The 20,216-nt window shown below is 65.5% G+C and carries 16 protein-coding genes; 8 read left to right on the top strand and 8 right to left on the bottom strand.

Annotated elements, in window-relative coordinates; translation table 11 throughout:
- Positions 1-309: 309 nt before the first annotated feature.
- From U873_RS0112100 to U873_RS0112085, 4 genes are read left to right on the top strand one after another with little or no spacing between them, the layout of a single operon-like run.
- Positions 310-975, top strand: a complete 666-nt coding sequence (locus U873_RS0112100; protein ID WP_025128514.1) for an amino acid ABC transporter permease — start codon at positions 310-312, stop codon at positions 973-975.
- Positions 956-1,615: an amino acid ABC transporter permease gene (locus U873_RS0112095; RefSeq protein WP_015633731.1), complete on the top strand. Its 660-nt coding sequence runs from the start codon at positions 956-958 to the stop codon at positions 1,613-1,615. Before U873_RS0112100 ends, U873_RS0112095 begins: the two co-directional genes overlap by 20 nt.
- Positions 1,612-2,394 (top strand): amino acid ABC transporter ATP-binding protein, encoded by a 783-nt coding sequence (locus tag U873_RS0112090; protein WP_025128513.1) that lies wholly within the window; start codon positions 1,612-1,614, stop codon positions 2,392-2,394. Before U873_RS0112095 ends, U873_RS0112090 begins: the two co-directional genes overlap by 4 nt.
- Positions 2,391-3,275, top strand: coding sequence for a transporter substrate-binding domain-containing protein (locus U873_RS0112085; protein ID WP_025128512.1), 885 nt, complete (start codon positions 2,391-2,393; stop codon positions 3,273-3,275). The genes U873_RS0112090 and U873_RS0112085 overlap by 4 nt, the downstream gene beginning before the upstream one ends.
- 362 nt (positions 3,276-3,637) lie before the next feature.
- Here the strand turns inward: U873_RS0112085 and U873_RS0112080 are convergent, their stop codons facing one another.
- A complete protein-coding gene (locus U873_RS0112080; RefSeq protein WP_025128511.1) occupies positions 3,638-4,798 on the bottom strand; it encodes an AAA family ATPase in 1,161 nt (386 codons plus the stop codon).
- Positions 4,799-5,067: 269 nt separating this feature from the next.
- Between U873_RS0112080 and U873_RS0112075 the strand changes: the two genes are divergently transcribed.
- The 4 genes from U873_RS0112075 to U873_RS0112060 all read left to right on the top strand — a co-directional run bounded on the left by U873_RS0112075 (position 5,068) and on the right by U873_RS0112060 (position 12,651).
- A complete protein-coding gene (locus tag U873_RS0112075) occupies positions 5,068-6,147 on the top strand; it encodes an efflux RND transporter periplasmic adaptor subunit (RefSeq protein ID WP_029978352.1) in 1,080 nt (359 codons plus the stop codon).
- An 11-nt stretch (positions 6,148-6,158) separates the two neighbouring features.
- On the top strand, positions 6,159-7,229 hold the full coding sequence (locus U873_RS0112070; protein ID WP_025128510.1) for an efflux RND transporter periplasmic adaptor subunit: 1,071 nt from the start codon (positions 6,159-6,161) through the stop codon (positions 7,227-7,229).
- A complete protein-coding gene (locus U873_RS0112065) occupies positions 7,226-10,291 on the top strand; it encodes an efflux RND transporter permease subunit (protein WP_025128509.1) in 3,066 nt (1,021 codons plus the stop codon). Before U873_RS0112070 ends, U873_RS0112065 begins: the two co-directional genes overlap by 4 nt.
- 104 nt (positions 10,292-10,395) lie before the next feature.
- Positions 10,396-12,651 (top strand): glycoside hydrolase, encoded by a 2,256-nt coding sequence (locus U873_RS0112060; protein ID WP_025128508.1) that lies wholly within the window; start codon positions 10,396-10,398, stop codon positions 12,649-12,651.
- Positions 12,652-12,675: 24 nt separating this feature from the next.
- Here the strand turns inward: U873_RS0112060 and U873_RS0112055 are convergent, their stop codons facing one another.
- The 7 genes from U873_RS0112055 to U873_RS0112025 form a co-directional block, all read right to left on the bottom strand.
- A complete protein-coding gene (locus tag U873_RS0112055) occupies positions 12,676-13,302 on the bottom strand; it encodes a bifunctional 2-polyprenyl-6-hydroxyphenol methylase/3-demethylubiquinol 3-O-methyltransferase UbiG (RefSeq protein ID WP_025128507.1) in 627 nt (208 codons plus the stop codon).
- Positions 13,303-13,454: 152 nt separating this feature from the next.
- The gene (locus U873_RS0112050) at positions 13,455-14,099 is read right to left on the bottom strand and encodes a methionine ABC transporter permease (RefSeq protein ID WP_011058620.1); all 645 of its coding nucleotides are present in this window, start codon (positions 14,097-14,099) and stop codon (positions 13,455-13,457) included.
- Positions 14,089-15,213 (bottom strand): methionine ABC transporter ATP-binding protein, encoded by a 1,125-nt coding sequence (locus U873_RS0112045; protein WP_025128506.1) that lies wholly within the window; start codon positions 15,211-15,213, stop codon positions 14,089-14,091. The genes U873_RS0112050 and U873_RS0112045 overlap by 11 nt, the downstream gene beginning before the upstream one ends.
- A 1-nt stretch (position 15,214) precedes the next feature.
- Positions 15,215-16,024, bottom strand: a complete 810-nt coding sequence (locus tag U873_RS0112040) for a MetQ/NlpA family ABC transporter substrate-binding protein (RefSeq protein WP_025128505.1) — start codon at positions 16,022-16,024, stop codon at positions 15,215-15,217.
- A gap of 112 nt (positions 16,025-16,136) precedes the next feature.
- A complete protein-coding gene (locus tag U873_RS0112035; protein ID WP_025128504.1) occupies positions 16,137-17,504 on the bottom strand; it encodes an LLM class flavin-dependent oxidoreductase in 1,368 nt (455 codons plus the stop codon).
- Positions 17,504-18,703 carry an SfnB family sulfur acquisition oxidoreductase gene (locus U873_RS0112030; RefSeq protein WP_025128503.1) on the bottom strand — a complete coding sequence of 400 codons (1,200 nt, stop codon included), beginning with the start codon at positions 18,701-18,703 and terminating at the stop codon, positions 17,504-17,506. The genes U873_RS0112035 and U873_RS0112030 overlap by 1 nt, the downstream gene beginning before the upstream one ends.
- A 39-nt stretch (positions 18,704-18,742) precedes the next feature.
- A complete protein-coding gene (locus U873_RS0112025; protein WP_025128502.1) occupies positions 18,743-19,984 on the bottom strand; it encodes an SfnB family sulfur acquisition oxidoreductase in 1,242 nt (413 codons plus the stop codon).
- Positions 19,985-20,216 lie beyond the last annotated feature (232 nt).

The following is a 20,216-nucleotide window of genomic DNA, read 5'->3' as shown; positions in this document are numbered from 1 at the left end:
GCCATTTCATCAGTTCGTGGGGGTCCAGCGGTTGCGGAGTCTTTGCATCGGCCATGGCGGTCGTCCTTGAGAGGTGCAGCGTCCAGTGGGAAGGCGGGCGCGAAAGCGCCGTTCGACCCGGTAGAAAAGGTAGTAGCCCGGCGCCAGCCCGGCAAATCCGCGGGTTAGGTTTTTGGGTGATATCCATATGCCTTAACGGTATTTAAATTCTGCTTTTTATAGCTATAAAGTCGCGGCAGCCGGGCGGTTACCCATCGCCCCAAGGACTGCACCACCGCCGCGCTACCCCTGCGGCGTCCAGGATGATTCATGACCCTCGACTACGCCTTTATCCTCAGCACCCTGCCGGCCTTTCTCAAAGCCGTGGGGGTGACCCTGCAGGTCGGCCTGATCGCCATCGGCACGTCCTTGCTGGTGGCCCTGATCAACGCCACGCTCCTGGTGTTTCGCACCCCCTACCTGCACCGGCTGATCGGTCTGTACGTGGAACTGGCGCGCAATACACCGCTGCTGATCCAGCTGTTCTTCGTCTACTTCGCCTTGCCGGCCCTGGGGATCAAGGTCTCGGGTTTTGCCGCGGCGATCATCACCATGACCTTCCTCGGTGGCGCCTACCTCACCGAGGTGCTGCGGGCCGGGGTGGAAGCCGTGCCCCAGGCGCAGCTGGAGTCGGGGCGCTCCATCGGCCTGTCGCGCTGGCAGCTGTTGCGCTACGTGATCCTGCCTCAGGCCGGGATCCTCAGCCTGCCGTCGCTGTTCGCCAATTTCATTTTCCTGCTCAAGGAAACCACCGTGGTCTCGGCGGTGGCGGTGCCGGAAATCCTCTACACCACCAAGAGCTACATCGCCCTGTACTACAAGACCTATGAAATGCTCGCGGTGCTGACGCTGATCTGCGTGCTGTTGTTCCTGCCCCTGTCGCTGTTGCTCAGCCGTCTGGAAAGGAGGTTGCAGCATGGCCAGTTCGGGTCTTGAGCTGTTGCTGGTGTCCCTGCCGCAACTGGCCCGGGGCGCTGCGCAGACCTTGTCGATTTCCTTGCTGAGTATTGCCTTCAGCACCCTGGGCGGCGTGCTCTATGGCGTGCTGCGTAGCCTGCAGCGCAAGGTGCTGGACGTACCGCTGCGGATCTACCTGGAGCTGTTCCGGGCGATTCCGGTGCTGGTCTGGCTGTACCTGCTGTTTTTCGGTTTTCCGATCTTCTTCGGCATCAGCATTCCCAGCTTCACCTGTGCGGTGCTGGTGCTGTCGCTGTGGGGCGCCAGCGAAGTTGGCGAGGTGGTGCGCGGGGCCCTGCAATCCCTGCCCCGGGGCCAGCGTGAAGCGGGCCTGTCCATCGGCCTCTCGGGTGCCCAGCTGTACGGCTACGTGCTGCTGCCCCAGGCGCTGAAACGCATGACGCCACCGACCATCAACGTCTACACGCGGATCATCAAGACCAGTTCCCTGGCGGTGCTGATCGGCGTGGTGGACGTGATCAAGGTCGGCCAGCAGATCATCGAGCGCACCTACGAATCGGTGCTGATCTACGGCGTGCTGTTCCTGTTTTTCTTCTTTATCTGCTACCCGTTGTCGGCCGCCTCCCGCGTGCTGGAACGGCGCTGGACGCAAGCATGAGCGCATTGATCGAGTTCCAGGGTTTCAACAAGTTCTTCGGCTCGCAGCAGGTGCTCAAGGAGGTCGACCTCTGCGTGGCGGCGGGTGAGGTGATCGTCATCCTCGGCCCCAGCGGCTGCGGCAAGAGCACCCTGCTGCGCTGCCTCAACGGCCTGGAAACGGCCCACAGCGGCCACCTGCGTTTTGCTGGGCGCGAGCTTTTGAGTGCCGCCACCGACTGGCGCCAGGTGCGCCAGCAGATCGGCATGGTGTTCCAGAGCTACCACCTGTTTCCCCACATGAACGTGCTGGACAACATCCTCCTGGGGCCGCTCAAGGTGCAGAAACGCGAGCCTCGCGAAGCCCGGGCCCAGGCCGAGGCGCTGCTGGAGCGGGTGGGCCTGCTGGACAAGCGCGAGGCCTTTCCCCGGCAGCTTTCCGGCGGCCAGCAGCAACGCATCGCGATTGTCCGCTCGTTGTGCATGAACCCCCAGGTGATGTTGTTCGACGAGGTCACCGCGGCGCTGGACCCGGAGATGGTCAAGGAAGTGCTGCAAGTGATCCAGGGCCTGGCCCGGGACGGCATGACGCTGTTGATCGTCACCCATGAAATGGCCTTCGCCCGGGCCGTGGCCGACCGCGTGGTGTTCATGGACGCCGGGCGCATCGTGGAACAGAACACCCCCGAGGCTTTCTTCACGAACCCGCAGAGCGCACGCGCGCAGCAGTTCCTGGAGAAGTTCTCCTTCGTTGAAGCACTGCCCAAGAAAGCCCCTAAAAAGGAACTGGAGCTCTTATGAAAACTGCCAAGTCTTCGCTGTTGTTACTGCCGCTGTTCGGTCTGGCCCTGCTGGCCGGCTGCGATAAATCCGCCGAGGCCCCCAAGCCTGCAGCCACCGCCGCCAGCGCCGCGCCGGCGACCGGCTACCTGGACAAGATCAAGGCCCGGGACAAGTTGATCGTCGGCGTGTTCACCGACAAGCCGCCGTTCGGTTTCGTCGATGAAACCGGGCGCTATGTCGGTTTCGATACCGACATCGGCCGGCAATTCGCCAAGGACCTGCTGGGGGACGAGAACAAGGTTGAATTCGTCGCCGTGGAACCGGCCAGCCGCATTCCCTTCCTGCAGAGCGACAAGGTCGACCTGATCCTGGCCAACATGACCGTGACCCCGGAGCGCAAGGAAGCGGTGGAATTCACCAACCCCAACCTCAAGGTGGCGGTCCAGGCCCTGGTGCCCGAGGGCAGCGAAGTGAAGAGCCTGGATGACCTGGCGAGCCGCACCACCATCGTCACCACCGGCACCACCGCGGACATCTGGCTGACTCAGAACCATCCGGACTGGAAACTGCTGAAGTTCGAGAAAAACACCGAATCCCTGCAGGCCCTGGCCAATGGTCGTGGTGATGCCTATGCCCAGGACAACCTGATTCTGTTCAGTTGGTCCAAGCAGAACCCAGGCTACCGCGTACTGCCGCAGACCCTGGGCGAGCAAGCCCCGATCGCCCCGGCGGTAAAAAAGGGCAACATCGAACTGCGTGACTGGGTGAATGCCGAATTGGCCAAGCTGGGCGAAGAGAAATACCTGCTCAAGCTGTATGACCAGTACGTGCGCAAGGAACTGAGCGACGACACCCGGCCTGAGAGCGTGATTGTCGAAGGCGGCAAATGGCAGGGCTGACCCTGCCCGACCTGTAGGAGCTGGCTTGCCAGCGAAGGCGCCCGCAAGAGCGCTGCAAGGTTCAAGGGCCTCTTCGCCAGCAAGCTGGCTCCTACGGGGCTGGCGCGGTGTGGCGGATGGCTGTAGGAGCTGGCTTGCCAGCGAAGGCGTCCGCGAGAGCGATGCAAGGCTCGAAGGCCTCTTCGCCAGCAAGCTGGCTCCTACGGGGCTGGCGCGGTGTGGCGGATGACTGTAGGAGCTGGCTTGCCAGCGAAGGCGTCCGCAAGGGCGATGCTGGGCTTGAGGGTTTGAGGGCTCGAAGGCCTCTTCGCCAGCAAGCTGGCTCCTACGGGGGGATGGCAGTCGGGGTCGGCGGGGATGGTTCAGTCGGGCCAGTACCAGGCCGGTTCGTCGAGCATCCGCTGGCCGACGATGCCGGTCTGGCCCAGCTCTTTGTCCAGCACGATGCAGTTGCATTCCGGGTCTTGCTGCAAGGCCGCGATCAGGCGCCGGGCGTGGGACACCACCCACACCTGGCACTGCTCGGAAGCGCTGATGATCAGGCGCGCCAGGGCCGGCAACAGGTCCGGGTGCAGGCTGGTCTCCGGTTCGTTGAGCACCATCAGGCTCGGTGGGCGCGGGGTCAGCAACGCGGCCACCAGCAGCAGATAGCGCAGGGTGCCGTCCGACAGTTCCGCCGCCGACAGCGGCCGCAGCAATCCTTCCTGATAGAACTCGATGGCAAAACGTCCGCCCGGCAGCGGTGCGATGTCCAGGCGTGCGCCGGGAAAGGCATCGCTGATGGCGGCGTCGAGGGCCTCGGGGTCGCCGATCTCGCGAATGGTCTGCAACGCCGCCGCCAGGTCGCGGCCATCGTGATGCAGCACCGGCGTGCGGGTGCCCAGTTGGGGTTGGCGCACCGGGGCTTCGCTGTCGCTGCGAAAGTGATCGTAGAAGCGCCAGCGGCGGATGAATTCGCGCATCTGCAGCACTTCCGGCGAGCCGCGCAGGCTGCCCACTTGATCGAACAGGCTGTCGAAGCTCGGCGTGTGCTGGCTCAGCACGTCCCAGCTGCGGCCCTGGCGTGCACGGATCAGCGGGCCGTCGCGGTCCACCAGCAGGCTGGCGGGACGATAGAACGGCCCGGACCAGATGCACTCCTTCTTGATCTGCGGGTCCAGGGCAAACACCGAGTTGCTCGGTTCCGGCAGGCCCAGGGCGATGGCGTAGCTGAAGTCTTCACCGGCAAAGCCCAGGCGCAGGCGCTTGCTCGAAGAACGCACGCTGGCTTCGATCGGCACTTCGCCCTTGCGCATGCGCCGGGTGAGCTTTTCCGGCCCGGCCCAGAAAGTCGAATCCAGCCCGCCTTCCCGGGCCAGGGCGTTGACCACTCCGCCCTGGGCGGTTTCCGCCAGCAGGCGCAGGGCGCGGTACAGGTTGGATTTGCCGCTGCCGTTGGCGCCGGTGATCAGGTTCAGCCGACCCAGGGGAATCACCAGTGTGTTGATGGAGCGGTAATTGGCCACCGCCAGGGTCTTGAGCATGCCGGGTCTCCTGTTGCGTGGTGCGCAGTGTGCCTGATTTGTCGCTGCACAGCTTGCGTGTGCCCGATGGTGCAGGCGCCCGGGGCCTGCCTGGATGGCGCGCGTTGCGCGGTGTGGCGGCGGCTGTGTGCCGGGGCGCCGGCCGAGCGCAGGCACGCTCCCTCGCCACAAAAAACCGGTTATGAGAGCGGCGTGCAAGGGTTGAACCCTGTTCTAAGCTCACAGTCGTAACGTCACTGGCGAGACAGCATCACGCAAAAGGAGCCTGCATGGCTGCGTTCAATTCGAAGTGGATAGTGGGATTGACCCTGTTGCTGCTGCTCGGCGGCTGCGGGGCGGAGAAACCCGGGGAAAAGGAGCGTCCGCGGGTACGCATCCTGGAGGTGCAGAGCAGTGATTTCGCGCCTTCGGTGACCCTCACCGGTGACGTCCAGGCCCGGGTGCAGACCGAACTGTCGTTCCGCGTCGGTGGCAAGATCATCCAGCGCATGGTGGATGTCGGCGATCGGGTCACGGCGCAGCAGGTGCTGGCCAAGCTCGATCCCAAGGATCTGCAGACCAATGTCGACTCCGCCGCCGCTTCGGTGTTCGCCGAGCAGGCGCGGGTCAAGCAGGCCAGCGCGGCGTTTGTCCGCCAGCAGAAGCTCTTGCCCAAGGGCTACACCAGCCAGAGCGAATACGATTCGGCCCAGGCCGCCCTGCGCAGCAGCCAGAGCGCCCTGAGTGCGGCCCAGGCGCAACTGGCCAACGCCCGCGAGCAACTGAGCTACACCGAGCTGGTGGCCGAGGCACCGGGGGTGATCACCGCGCGCCAGGCCGAGGTCGGCCAGGTGGTGCAGGCCACGGTGCCGATCTTCAGCCTGGCCCGGGATGGTGAGCGTGACGCGGTGTTCAACGTCTACGAATCGCTGCTGATGCAGCCGCCGGGCCAGGAAACCATCCACATCAGCCTGCTGGACAACCCCAAGGTGACCACCACCGGCAAGGTCCGCGAGGTGACGCCGGTGGTCTCGGCCCAGAGCGGCACGGTGCAGGTCAAGGTGGTGCTCGATTCGTTGCCGCCGGGCATGGACCTGGGCTCGGTGGTCAGCGCCACCGCACGGGCCCACGGCAAGGCCAGCGTGGTGCTGCCCTGGTCGGCCCTGACCAAGAACCTCAGCGAACCCGCCGTGTGGCTGGTGGGCGAGGACGGCAAGACCGCTCTGCACGAGGTCAAGGTCGGACGCTACCTGACCGGCAAGGTGATCATCAGCGACGGCCTCAAGGGTGGTGAGAAAGTGGTGGTGGCGGGTGGGCAGTTGCTGCACCCGGGGATGTTCGTCGAGATCGCCTCGCAGACCAGGGACTAGGGAGCACAACCATGAAGCGCCTGCTGCCGTTGTTGTGTGCCAGCGCCTTGCTGTTGGGCTGCTCCAAGGAAGAGCCGGCGCCGGAGCCGGTGCGCCCGGTGCTGTCGATCCAGGTGACGCCCCAGGCCGAGGAAAGCCTGGGGCGCTTTGCCGGCACCATCCAGGCCCGCTACGAGACCAACCTGGGCTTCCGGGTGCCGGGGCGCATCGCCAACCGCAATGTGGATGTCGGCGCCGAAGTCGGGCCTGGGGACTTGCTGGCGACCCTGGACCCCACCGATCAGCAGAACCAGTTGCGCGCCGCCCAGGGTGACCTGGCCAAGGTCGAGGCGCAGTGGATCAACGCCCAGGCCAATGCCCGGCGCCAACAGGAGCTGTTCGATCGCGGCGTGGGCGCCCAGGCGCAACTGGACATCGCCCAGACCGACCTGAAGACCACCGGCGCTTCCCTGGACCAGGCTAAGGCCTCGGTGCGCCAGGCCCAGGATCAGCTCAACTACAGCGAACTGCGCAGCGATCACGGCGGCGTGATCACCGCCTGGAATGCCGAAGCCGGGCAGGTGGTGACCGCCGGCCAGCAAGTGGTGACCCTGGCCCGGCCGGAGATCAAGGAAGCGGTGATCGACCTGCCGGCCAGCCTGGTGGACCAACTGCCGGCCGGTGTGGAATTCACCGTCGCCGCGCAACTGGACCCAAGCATCAACACCACTGCCACGGTGCGCGAGATCGAGCCCCAGGCCCAGAGCGCGACCCGTACCCGCCGTGCGCGCCTGACCCTCAAGGACACCCCCGAAGCCTTTCGCCTGGGCACCGCCATCAGCGTGACCCTGAGCACCGCCATCGAGCCGCGCACCGAACTGCCGCTGACGGCCCTGCAAGAGGTGCAGGGCCAGACCCGGATCTGGGTCATCGACCCCCAGACCCAGACCGTCGCCCCACGCGAGGTCACGGTGCTCAGCCGCGACAGCGCTTCGGCGTTGATCAGCCACGGCGTCAAGCCCGGCGAGCGGGTGGTCAGTGCCGGCGTCAATAGCCTCAAGCCGGGGCAGAAAGTCAAATTCGACGAGGACCGCGCACCATGACGCCCGACAGCAAAGGGAGCTTCAACCTGTCCGAATGGGCGATCAAACATCAGTCCTTCGTCTGGTACCTGATGTTCGTCGCGCTGCTGATGGGCGTGTTTTCCTACATGAACCTGGGGCGTGAAGAAGACCCGTCCTTCACCATCAAGACCATGGTCATCCAGACCCGCTGGCCCGGCGCGACCCAGGAAGAAACCCTGAAGCAGGTCACCGACCGCATCGAGAAGAAGCTCGAAGAGCTGGACTCCCTGGACTACGTGAAAAGCTACACCCGCCCCGGCGAATCGACGGTGTTCGTCTACCTGCGCGACACCACCAGCGCCAAGGACATTCCCGAGATCTGGTACCAGGTGCGCAAGAAGATCAACGACATCCGCGGCGACTTTCCCCAGGGCCTGCAAGGTCCGGGGTTCAACGATGAGTTCGGCGATGTGTTCGGTTCGATCTACGCCTTCACCGCCGACGGCCTGAGCATGCGCCAGCTGCGCGACTACGTGGAGCAGGTACGGGCCGAGATCCGCGAAGTGCCGAACCTGGGCAAGGTGGAGATGGTCGGCGAGCAGGACGAAGTCATCTACCTGAACTTCTCCACCCGCAAGCTGGCGGCCCTGGGCATCGACCAGCGCCAGGTCCTGCAGAGCCTGCAATCGCAGAACGCGGTGACCCCGGCCGGGGTGATCGAGGCGGGGCCGGAGCGCATCTCGGTGCGCACGTCCGGGCAGTTCGCCTCGGAGAAGGACCTGGCCACGGTCAACCTGCGGCTCAACGATCGCTTCTACCGGCTGGCGGACATCGCCGAGATTAGCCGCGGCTATGTCGACCCTTCCACGCCGCTGTTCCGCTTCAATGGCAAGCCGGCCATCGGCCTGGCGATCGCCATGAAGAAGGGCGGCAACATCCAGGACTTCGGCAAGGCCCTGCACGCGCGCATGGACCAGCTGACCGCCGACCTGCCGGTGGGCGTCGGGGTGCACAAGGTGTCCGACCAGGCCGAAGTGGTGGAAGAGGCGGTGGGCGGTTTTACCAGCGCCCTGTTCGAGGCGGTGATCATCGTCCTGGTGGTGAGCTTCATCAGCCTCGGGGTACGCGCCGGGCTGGTGGTGGCCTGCTCGATTCCGCTGGTGCTGGCCATGGTCTTCGTGTTCATGGAGTACAGCGGCATCACCATGCAGCGGATCTCCCTGGGGGCGCTGATCATCGCCCTGGGGCTGCTGGTGGACGACGCGATGATCACCGTGGAAATGATGGTCACGCGGCTGGAGAAGGGCGAGAGCAAGGAGCAGGCCGCGACCTTCGCCTACACCTCCACCGCCTTCCCGATGCTCACCGGGACCCTGGTGACCGTGGCCGGCTTCGTGCCCATCGGCCTCAACGCCAGCTCTGCCGGTGAGTACACCTTCACCCTGTTCGCGGTGATTGCGGTGGCCATGCTGGTGTCCTGGATCGTCGCGGTGCTGTTTGCCCCGGTGATCGGCATCCACATTCTCAGCACCAACATCAAACCCCATTCCGAGGAGCCGGGGCGTATCGGACGCGCCTTCAACGGCGGCCTGCTGTGGGCCATGCGCAACCGCTGGTGGGCCATCGGCATCACCGTGCTGCTGTTCGTGGCGTCGGTGTTCTGCATGCGGTTCGTGCAGAACCAGTTCTTCCCGTCATCGGACCGGCCGGAGATCCTGGTGGACCTCAACCTGCCGCAGAACGCCTCGATCAACGAGACCCGTCAGGCCGTGGACCGCCTGGAAGCGACCCTCAAGGACGACCCGGACATCGAGCGCTGGAGCACCTACATCGGCGAGGGCGCGATCCGTTTCTACCTGCCCCTGGACCAGCAGTTGCAGAACCCCTACTACGCCCAGCTGGTGATCGTCAGCAAGGGCCTGGAGCAGCGCACGGCCCTGACCCAGCGCCTGCAGAAGCGCCTGCGCGAAGACTTCGTCGGCATCGGCAGCTATGTCCAGGCTCTGGAGATGGGCCCGCCGGTGGGGCGGCCGATCCAGTACCGGGTCAGCGGCAAGGACATCGACCAGGTGCGCAAGCACGCCATCGAACTGGCCACCGAACTGGACAAGAACCCGCACATCGGCGAGATCATCTACGACTGGAACGAGCCCGGCAAAGTGCTGCGCATCGACATCGCCCAGGACAAGGCGCGGCAGTTGGGGCTGTCCTCGGAGGACGTGGCGCAACTGATGAACAGCATCGTCAGCGGCTCCACCGTGACCCAGGTGCATGACGACATCTACCTGATCAACGTGGTCGGCCGCGCCGACGACAACGAGCGCGGCTCGCCGGAAACCCTGCAGAACCTGCAGATCGTCACCCCCAGCGGCACCTCGATCCCGCTGCTGGCCTTCGCCACCGTGCGCTACGAACTGGAGCAGCCACTGGTGTGGCGCCGCGACCGCAAGCCGACCATCACCATCAAGGCCGCGGTGCGCGATGCGATCCAGCCCACCGACCTGGTCAAGCAACTGAAGCCGGACATCGATAAGTTTGCCGCGCAACTGCCTGCCGGCTATTCGGTGGCCACCGGCGGCACCGTGGAGGAAAGCGGCAAGGCCCAGGGGCCGATTGCCAAGGTGGTGCCGCTGATGCTGTTCCTCATGGCGACCTTCCTGATGATCCAGCTGCACAGCGTGCAGAAGCTGTTCCTGGTGGCCAGCGTGGCGCCCCTGGGGCTGATCGGCGTGGTCCTGGCCCTGGTGCCCACGGGCACGCCCATGGGCTTTGTGGCGATCCTCGGGATCCTCGCGCTGATCGGCATCATCATCCGCAACTCGGTGATCCTGGTGACCCAGATCGACGACTACGAGCGCGACGGCTATCACCCCTGGGACGCGGTGCTGGAAGCCACCCACCATCGACGGCGGCCGATCCTGCTGACTGCCGCGGCGGCCAGCCTGGGGATGATCCCGATTGCCCGGGAAGTGTTCTGGGGGCCGATGGCCTACGCCATGATCGGCGGCATCATCGTCGCCACCTTGCTTACCCTGCTGTTCCTCCCGGCGCTGTATGTGGCCTGGTACAAGATTCGCGAACCGCAGAAAGAAGCCGGTTGAGGCAGGGCCCTGTGCGTGTTGCGCACAGGGCTGTTCCCGGATGCCGGCGGGACGGGCGGCGCTTTGCTTTACACTCTGGGCATTCATTCGAGAAGGGATTGCTCATGCCCTGCGTTGCCCGGCCTCTGCGTGGCCTGTTACTCGCCGCCGCCCTGCTGCTGTCGCCCTGGGCGCTGGCCCAGCCGTTGTTGGAAAACTCGTTGTGGCAGGTCGAGATCGATCCGGCGACCCTGGCGATTCGCGTGACCCCTGCCGGTCAGCCGGCCGTGCAAGCCTCGGCGGGTGTGGACAACCACCGGGTCAGCGCCTTGCAACAGACGCCGCAGCAGCTCAGTTGGCAATGGGACGATGGCGCCTGGAGCCTGAGCGCGACCCTGCGCCAGCGCGACCTGGTGTTCTCCATCCAGGCCCGGGAGCCGGGCTCGCTGACGTTTCTGCGCCAGCCGGCCAGCGCCATGGGCAGGGGGCTGGTCTGGCCTTTGGCCGAGGGGCACTACGTACCGACGGGGGACCTGCGCTGGCAACGGTTTCTACTGGACCAGGGCGAAGTCAACAGTACCCAGGACCTGAGCCTGCCGCTGTGGACCCTGGATCACGGCGCCTTCACCCTGAGCTGGCTACTGACCCGACCCTATAACAACCGCCTGAGCCTGAGCGCCGAAGGGCCGGCCATGGCGCTGACGGGGCAGCATCAGTTCACCCGCCTGGAACCCGATGCGCCGCTGACCATGACCTTGTACCTTGGCGACGCCGACCTGCTGGCGGGCGCCAAGCGCTATCGCCAATGGCTGATCGACAACGGGCGCTACGAGACCCTGGAGGCCAAGCTGGCGCGCACGCCGCAAGGCAGCAAGTTGCTGGGGGCCAGTCATGTTTATCTGTGGGGCAACGATCTGCTGGGGAGCGACGATGTGCGCAACTGGCCGCAGTTGCTACAGGACTTGCAGGGTAACGAGCCGCTGGCGATGAAGCTGCGGGCCGGCCTGGACAAGGACAGCGCGCAGATCCTTAAGGCGCCGGCGGCCAACCTGGATGCCTATCAGCGCACCACCCTGCTGCGCGGCCTCAACAGCGCGCTGAACCAGCAGGCCCGTCTGGGCTGGCAGGGCGCGGACGAGCCCGACATGCAAGCCCTGGCCCAGGGTTACGGCGAGCTGCGCACGCAGGTGGCCAAGGTCTTTGCCACGGCCTTGAACACCGACCCGGCGCGTTGGGGCAGCAGCCTGTCGCTGGCGACCATGGAGCGTTTGCAGGCGGCCGGGCTGAGCCGTTTGTGGCTGGGCCTCGGCGAAGGTTGGGAGGGCGGGCTATGGCACCCCGAAGCGGTGCGGGCCGGGGTGGCCGCGGGTTATCTGGTGGCGCCCTACGACTCCTACGAGACCGCGTTGCGCAGCAATGAAAACCCCGACTGGAGCACCGCCCACCTGGGCTCGCGGGCCAACCGCGAGTGCGCGATTGTGCTGGAAAACGGCCAGCTCAAAAGCGGTTTCCAGCAGTCCGGGCATTACACCGACCCACGTTGCGTCAGGCCATTGCTGGAGGCCCGGGTCAAGGCCGTGCAGGCCCGGGTCGGGTTCAACAGTTGGTTCCTCGATGCCTACGCCACCGGCATGCTGTTCGACAGCTACCGCGCCGAGAGGCCGATGACCCAGGCGCAGAACGCTGAGGGCAATATCGATGCTTCGCGCTGGATTGCCGAGCAGCAGCAACTGGTCAGCGGCTCCGAAGACGGCAATGGGGTGACGGCCGGCGGCGTGCTGTTCGCCCATGGCATGCAGACCCCAGTCATAGGCTGGGGCGATGAGCAGATGAGCAAGGAGGTGAAGTCGCCCTACTACCTGGGCAACTGGTACCCGCCGGAGCAGCCAGCGGTGTTCTTCAAGAGCGCGCCGCTCAAGGAGCCCTACCGCACGGTGTATTTCGCGCCGGCGACACGTGTGCCGTTGTACCAGGCGGTGTTCCATGGGTCGCTGGTGACCAGCCACCATTGGCTGTTCGACAGCCTAAAATTGAGCAATGTGCGGGTCGAGAACGAATTGGCCCAGCTGCTCTACAACGTGCCGCCCTTGTATCACCTGAGTGCCGCCACCCTGCGCCAGCGCCTGCCGCCGATGGTCCGCCAGGATGCATTTTTCCAGCCTTTGCACCAGCGCCTGGGCACCCAGGCCCTCACGGATTTTCGCTGGCTGACGGCGGACCGCCAGGTGCAGCAGACCACCTTTGCCGACGGTTCGCGGCTGCTGGCGAATTTCGATGCCCACGCCCGTGAAGTGCAGGGCGTGAGGTTGCCGGGGCAGAGCATCAAGGCACTGCTGGCGGACGGCGAGGTGCGTGAGTATCAGGTCGCGCGCCAGCCCTGAGCCGCCCGGCGGCAGGCCGTGGCCTCAGGCCTTGCGCCAGACGCTGGCCAGCCATGGCTGTTGCTCGCGCGGCAGGCCGGCGGGGCGGTAGTAATGCTCCAGCTCGACAAAGCCGGCATCCGTCAGCAATGCCTGCCAAGCCGCCAGGTCGTGGTAGGCGCCGTAGCGCGGGCCGTTCCAGCCTTCCTGGTTATCACCCCGGGGATTGGAGCTGAACAGCACGCCGCCGTTCTTGAGGCTGGCATGCAGTTGCTTGAGCACCCGCGGCAGTTCCTGGCGGGGAATGTGGAACAGCACCGCGTTGGCGAAGATCCCGTCGAAGCGTTCGGCCGGCAGCTCGAGCTTGAGGAAGTCCTGCTGCCAGACCTCGCAGCCGCTGTCTTCCCGGGCCATCTGGGCGAAGCGCTCGCAGCCGTCGAGGCCGACGGCGATATGGCCCAGGCGGGTAAAGGCTTGCAGGTCGCGGCCGGGGCCGCAGCCGAAATCCAGTACGGTGAACGGCGCTTTGCCCTGGATATGCCGCAGCAGCGCGTCGATGTTCTGGCTCACATCGTGGTCGCGGGTGCCTTCGCGAAAACCTTCGGCCACCTGGTTGTAGTGGCCGAGGGTGGTTGCGGTGATGCTTTCGAGATCGTCGGGGGCGAGTTTCATGGCGGGCTGCGTGGGTAGAAGGGAGGCAGCAAATATACCTCCAATGGCGACCTGGCGGCCTTTTCGCGAGCAAGCTCGCTCCTACAGGTTGTGTGCAGTCCCTGGTAGGAGCGAGCTTGCTCGCGAAGGCGTCCGAACGGCCACCGCCGCCCTCAACGCTTGTTCAGCACCCGCGCCAGGCGGTCGCCACCCAGCTGGATCGCCGCCACCAGGATCACCAGCAGCACGATCACCGTGAGCATGATCTGGCTGTCGAAACGCTGGTAACCGTAGCGGTAGGCAATGTCCCCCAGGCCACCCGCGCCAATCGCCCCGGCCATGGCCGAAGAGTTGATCATGGTCACCAAGGTGATGGTGAAGCCACCGACGATGCCCGGCAGCGCTTCGGGCAGCAGCACGTGCCAGACGATGTGCCAGCGCCGGCAACCCATGGCCTGTGCGGCCTCGATCAGGCCGTGGTCGACCTCACGCAGGCTGACTTCGGCGATCCGCGCAAAGAACGGCGTAGCGGCGATGGTCAGCGGCACTACTGCCGCCCAGACGCCGTAAGTGGTGCCGACGATCAAGCGGGTAAAGGGAATCAGCGCCACCATCAGGATCAGGAACGGAATCGAGCGGAACAGGTTGACGAAGGCCCCCAGCGCCCGGTTCAGGTTCGGCGCCTCATAGATCCCGCCCTTGCCGCTGGTGACCAGGATCACCGCCAGGGGAATCCCCGCCAGCAGGGCAATCAGCGAGGACACGCCAACCATCAGCAGGGTGTCGAGGATGCCCTGCAACAAACGATCAAACCACATAGCCCAGTACCTCCACCTGCTGTGCCCATTGCTCGGCCCGCTGACGCAGCTCCACGGTGCCCAGGGACGAGCCCTGGACCGCCAGCAGCAGTTGCCCCAGGGCATGGCCCTGGATCCGTTCGACTCCGCCCTGCAGCAGGCGCACTCGCCCGCCCAGGGCGCTGAACAAGGCCGCCAGGTCCGGCTCCTCGCGGCCGCCGCCGGTAAAGCGCAGGCTCAGGACCACTGCCGCATCGGCGGACTCGGGCTGGCTGCGCAGGCGGCTTTGCAGGTCCTCGGGCAGGCCCTGCTGCAAGGGTGCCAGCAGGGTCTTGCTGACCTCGTGTCGAGGGTTGCCGAACACCTCCCAGACCGGCCCCTGCTCGACAATGCGCCCGTGCTCGAGCACCACCACCCGGTCGCAGATCTCGCGGATCACTGCCATCTCGTGGGTGATCAGGATGATGGTCAGGCCCAGGCGCTGGTTGATCTCTTTGAGCAGGCCGAGGATCGACTGGGTGGTCTCCGGGTCCAGGGCCGAGGTGGCTTCGTCGCAGAGCAGGATCTCGGGGTCGTGGACCAGGGCCCGAGCGATGCCCACGCGCTGCTTCTGGCCGCCGGACAGCTGCGCCGGGTAGGCCCGGTGCTTGTCCTTGAGGCCCACCAGTTCCAGCAGTTCGCGCACCTTGCGCGCGCGCAGGTCCTTGGGCACCCCGGCCACCTTCAATGGCAGCTCGACGTTGTGCCACACGGTCTTGGCCGACATCAGGTTGAAGTGCTGGAAGATCATGCCGATGCGTCGGCGCAGGGCCACCAGGCGGTCTTCGTCGAACTCGCCGATGTCCACCTGGTCGATCAGCACCCGGCCGCTGCTGGGCTGCTCCAGGCGGTTGATGGTGCGGATCAGCGACGACTTGCCGGCGCCGCTGCGGCCGATGATGCCGAACACCTCGCCGCGCTGGATCGCCAGGTCGATGCCGTGCAGGGCCTGCACCGGCCCCTGCTGGCCCTGGTAGGTCTTGCCCAGGCCGATAAAGCGCACCTGGGCGCGGTTCAGCTCGGGGTGCAGTTCGGCCTGCCCGGCGCTCTGGGGCGCAGGTTCCGGCAGCTTGCGCTGGAGAGTCGCGACGCTCATTTCAACCTTCCCAGCCGGCTTGGTAGAGCGTGCCGTGGGCCTTGTCCAGGGCGGCGCGAACGGCTGGCGAATGCTGGTAGATGTCGACGAACTTGATCAGCCGCGGGTCGTTCTTGCTCTTGGGCTGGATCACGAACTGGATCACGTATTCCTTGTGGTCCAGGCCGTCGAACAGCAGCGCCGAGCCGGCATCGAAGGTCTTGGCCAGGCGAATGTAGGCCGGGTAGCCCTGGACCAGGTCGGCGTCGTCATAGGCGCGCACCAGTTGCACGGCTTCCACCTGGAGGATCTTGATCTTCTTTGGATTGCTGACGATGTCTTCTTCGGTGGCCTTGTAGCCGACCCCCGGCTTGAGGGTGATCAGCCCGGCCTTGGCCAGCAGTTGCAGGCCGCGCCCGCTGTTGATCGGGTCGTTGGCGATGGCCACGCTGGCGCCTTGGGGCAGTTCGGCGAAGCTGTGGTATTTCTTCGAGTACAGGCCGACGTTGTTGATGATGCCCGGGGCGAAGGGCACCAGGTCGAAACCGGCGGCGGCCTTGGCGTTTTCCAGGAAGGGAATGTGCTGGAAGTAGTTCACGTCGATATCGCCGGCGGCCAGGCTGACGTTGGGCGCGATCCAGTCGGTGAACTCCACCAGCTCCACCTTCAGGCCCTGTTTGCCGGCCTCTTCCACGGCGGCTTCCAGGGGAATGGCGAAGGCGGCGGTGGTGCCGACCTTGAGGGGGGCGTCAGCGGCGAACACGGCGCTGCTGAACAGGCCGAGGGCGAGGGCCAGGGCTTTGACCGGGTGGCACAGGCGTGTGGTTTTCATATGGGTCAGGGTCCGAGTCGGGGCCAGGGAATGGGGTGTGGTTGCGGGCCTCTTCGCTGGCAAGCCAGCGCCTACAGTGAGGTGTGTAGGAGCCGGCTTGCCGGCGAAGCGGTTAGCGGCGGTAGGCCGCGCCGGTGTGTCGTTCGGGCAGCTTGCGGCCTTCGTGGAACAGTTTTTCCCGCAGGGTGCCGCTGTCGTAGGCGGTCTTGTAGGAGCCGCGCCGCTGCAGTTCGGGGATCACCAGGTCGATGAAGTCGACGTAGCTTTCCGGGGTGACGATGCGGGTCAGGTTGAAGCCGTCCAGGCCGGTTTCGGCGATCCAGGATTCCAGGTCGTCGGCCACTTGTTCGGGGGAGCCCACCAGGGTGAAGTAGCGACCACCGAGGGCGTGCTGCTCCAGCAGCTTGCGCCGGGTCCAGTCGTTGTTCTGCAGGTGCTTGGTGGCCGACTGGATGGCATTGCTCTTCACGTACTGGATAGGTTCGTCGATCTCGTACTGGGAAAAATCGATCCCGGTGGAAGCAGAGAAATGCGCCACCCCAGCTTCGGCGCTGGCGTGGCTGCGGTACTCGGCATGTTTCTTCCAGGCCAGTTCCTCGGTCTCGCCGACTATCACGTTGAGGCCCATGAACACCTTGATGTCGTCGGGGTTGCGCCCGGCGGCCACGGCGCTGGCGCGGACCTTGTCCACCTGGGCCTTGGTCGCGGCTTTGTTCTGCCCGCTGATGAACACGCATTCGGCGTGGCGTCCGGCGAACAGCAGGCCGCGATCCGAACTGCCGGCCTGGAACAGCACCGGGGTGCGCTGGGGCGACGGTTCGCACAGGTGGTAGCCGCTGACCTGGTAGAACTCGCCCTGGTGCTCGACCTTGTGCACCTTGTCCGGCTGGGCGTAGATCCGCTGCTGTGGGTCATTGAGCACTGCGTCATCTTCCCAGCTGCCTTCCCAGAGTTTGTACAGCACCTCCAGGTACTCGTCGGCCTGGTCGTAGCGGCGGTCGTGCTCGATCTGCTCCTTGAGGCCCATGGCCTGGGCGGCGCTGTCCAGGTAGCCGGTGACGATGTTCCAGCCGACCCGGCCACGGCTCAGGTGATCGAGGGTGGAAAGCCTGCGGGCGAACAGGTAGGGCGCCTCGTAGGTGAGGTTGGCGGTGAGGCCGAAACCCAGGTTGCGGGTGACCGCGGCCATGGCCGTGACCAGCAGCAGCGGGTCGTTCACCGGCAGCTGGATCGACTCCTTGAGGGGCACCTCCACCGAGTTCTGGTAGACGTCGTAGACCCCGACGATGTCGGCGATGAACAGCCCGTCGAACAGCCCGCGCTCCAGCAGCTGGGCCAGTTCGGTCCAGTATTCGAGGGTCTTGTACTGGGTCGAGTTGTCCCGCGGGTGGGTCCACAGGCCGTGGTTGATGTGCCCGACGCAGTTCATGTTGAAGGCGTTGAGCAGGATCTTCTTCTTGGCGGTTTCCGGCGTGGCCATCAGATGGTCCCCCGCAGTGGCGGGTTCTGCTGGTTCAGGTAGTAGTTGCCCACCGCGTGGTACTTCCAGCGCACCGGGTCGTGCAGGGTGTGCACCCGGGCGTTGCGCCAGTGGCGGTCCAGGCCGTGCTCGGCCAGGGTTGCCTGGCTGCCCGCCAGTTCGAACAGGGTGCTGCCGGCGGCCAGGGAGATTTCCGTGCTCAGGGCGCGGACCTCGGCCACGGCAATGGACGCGGCGGCCACGGTGTCGGCGTTGGTCTCGGCCTGGGCGCGGTCGAGGAATTCCCCGGCGCGCTCCAGCAGGGCCTCGGTGGCGTGCAGGCGGATGCTCAGGTGGCCGAAGCTCTTGATGGTCAGCGGGTCGTCGGTGGCCTTGTCGTTACCGGAGTCGATCCAGGGCCGGGTCTTGGTACGCACGAAGCGCAGGGCATCCTCGTAGGCGGCGCGGGCGATGCCGGTGTCGATGGCGGCGTGGAGAATCTGCGCCAGCGGGCCGACCGGGGTCGGGCGTTCGAAGGCACTCTGGAACGGCACCACGTCGGCTTCGTCCACTGCGACGTTTTCGAACAGCACCGAGCCGCTGCCGGTGGTGCGCTGGCCGAAGCCGCTCCAGTCGTCAATCACGCTCAGGCCCTGGGCGTCGGCGGGGACGAAGGCCAGTTGCTGCACGCCGTACTCATCCACCACCGAGGTGGGAATGCGCTGGGCATAGATGGCGCCGGTGGCGTAGAACTTGCGCCCGTCGATGCGGTAGCCCGGAGCGTTGCCGTCGCGGCTCAGGCGGGTGGTGCGGTCGTGGGCGGTCTTGGTGCCGAGTTCGGCCAGGGCATTGCCGAAACGCCGGCCAGCCAGGACTTCGGCGTACAGCCGTTGTTTCTGTGCTTCGCTGCCGTTCACCCGGAGTACTTCCAGGGCGTAGAAGTGGTTCTGCGGGATCTGCCCCAGGGAGGCGTCGGCCTCGGCGATCAGGGCAATGACCTTGGCCAGGGTGACGTTGGAGACCCCGGCGCCGCCGTATTCCTTGGGCACGCTGATGCCCCACAGGCCGGAGCGGGAAAAGGCTTCCAGTTCGGGGTGCGGCAGGCGCCGCTCGCGATCGCGCAGGGCGCTGTCGCGTTTGAAATCTTCCGCCAGGTCGCTGGCGACAATCAGGGCTTGCTCATCGCTGGTGATGACCGCGACGTGTTGAGAAAGAGACATGTGTTTCTCCAGAGATCTGGTCAAAAGCGTTCTGGGCGGTTAAATCCAGGAGTGCCGGGCCGGCAGCGTGCCGTTCAGGTGATAGGCGCCCACGGCGTGGTACTTCCAGCGCACCGGGTCGTGCAGGGTGTGCACCCGGGCGTTGCGCCAGTGGCGGTCGAGGTTGAATTCGGCGAGGGTGGCGCGGCTGCCAGCCAGCTCGAAGAGCTTTTCGCTGGCCAGCAGCGAGACCTCGGTGGTCAGCACCTTGGCCTCGGCCACGGCGATCGAGGCGCGGGCTGCGGACTCAGCGGTGATGGGGGCCGCGCTGACCTGGTCCAGCACCTGGCCGGCCTTGCGCAGCAGGGCTTCGGCGGCGTGCAGTTCGATCTGCAGCTTGCCGATATCGGCGATCACATAGAGGTCGTCGCTGGCTCGTTCAACGTTGGCGTCGATCCATGGGCGTGAACGCTCACGGACAAAGCTGATGGCGTCCTTCAGGGCTTCGCGGGCGATCCCGGCGTCGATGGCCGCCTGGATCAGTTGTGACACCGCGCCCTGGATGTTCGGCGATTCATTGATCCGCCAGTTGTCCAGCACCAACTCGGACTCGACCCGCACATCGTTGAGCAGGATGGTGCCGCTGGCGGTGGTGCGCTGGCCAAAGCCCGACCAGTCATCGACGATGCGCAGCCCCGGGGTGCCACGGCGGACAAAGGCCAGCACTTGGCGGCCTTCTTCGTTGAGTGCCTTGACCGCGACCCAATGGGCGAACAGGGCGCCGGTGGAGTAGAACTTCTGGCCATTGATCACATGGCCGTCGGCGTCGGCGCTGATCCGCGCCTTGAGCTCCAGGGTGTTCTTGGTGCCACGTTCCGGGCCGGCATTGCCGATGCGCCAGCCCTCCAGCACGCTTTGCAGCAGTTGTTTCTTCTGCCGCTCGGTGCCGCAGCCGAGAATCAGGCCGAGGATGCCGAACTGGTTTTGCGGGATTTGCCCCAGGGCCGGGTCGGCCGCGGAAACGATGGCGAAGACTTCGGCCAGGGTGACGAAGGACACCTGTGGCCCGCCGTAGGCCCGGGGCACGGAAATACTGCCCAGGCCGCTGCGGGTGAATTGTTCGATCTGCGCCCAGGGCAGCTTGCGCTGGCGGTCGCGCTGGGCGGCCTGCTGGCGGGCCGCGTCGGCCAGTTCATGGGCAGCCTGAAGGGCTTCGGCGTCGTTGCGCAGAACCCGAGCGGGCAGCAAAAGGGGAGCGATATCCAGGTCACTCTGGACCTGGGCTTCGATCAGACTGGACATCAGCGCCACTCCTTGGCTGCACGCAATGCCCTGGCGATCTGCACTGGGGTGATTGTGTTCCGGACCATACCTACCTCACATCTTTTGGATAGGCCGCGTCATGCGGCGAAATCAGAATCAAGAATGTCCGGTGGTCCGGTGCATATACCCTATGCGTGTATAAAAATTAAATAAACTAACTTTTAGGAATATGAATAGAAGGGTTGAATCGAAGCCCGCAGGCGTTATGGAT

The sequence above is a fragment of the Pseudomonas sp. PH1b genome, from assembly GCF_000633395.1.
GTDB lineage: Bacteria > Pseudomonadota > Gammaproteobacteria > Pseudomonadales > Pseudomonadaceae > Aquipseudomonas.
This window is presented reverse-complemented; position numbering and strand designations above follow the sequence as displayed.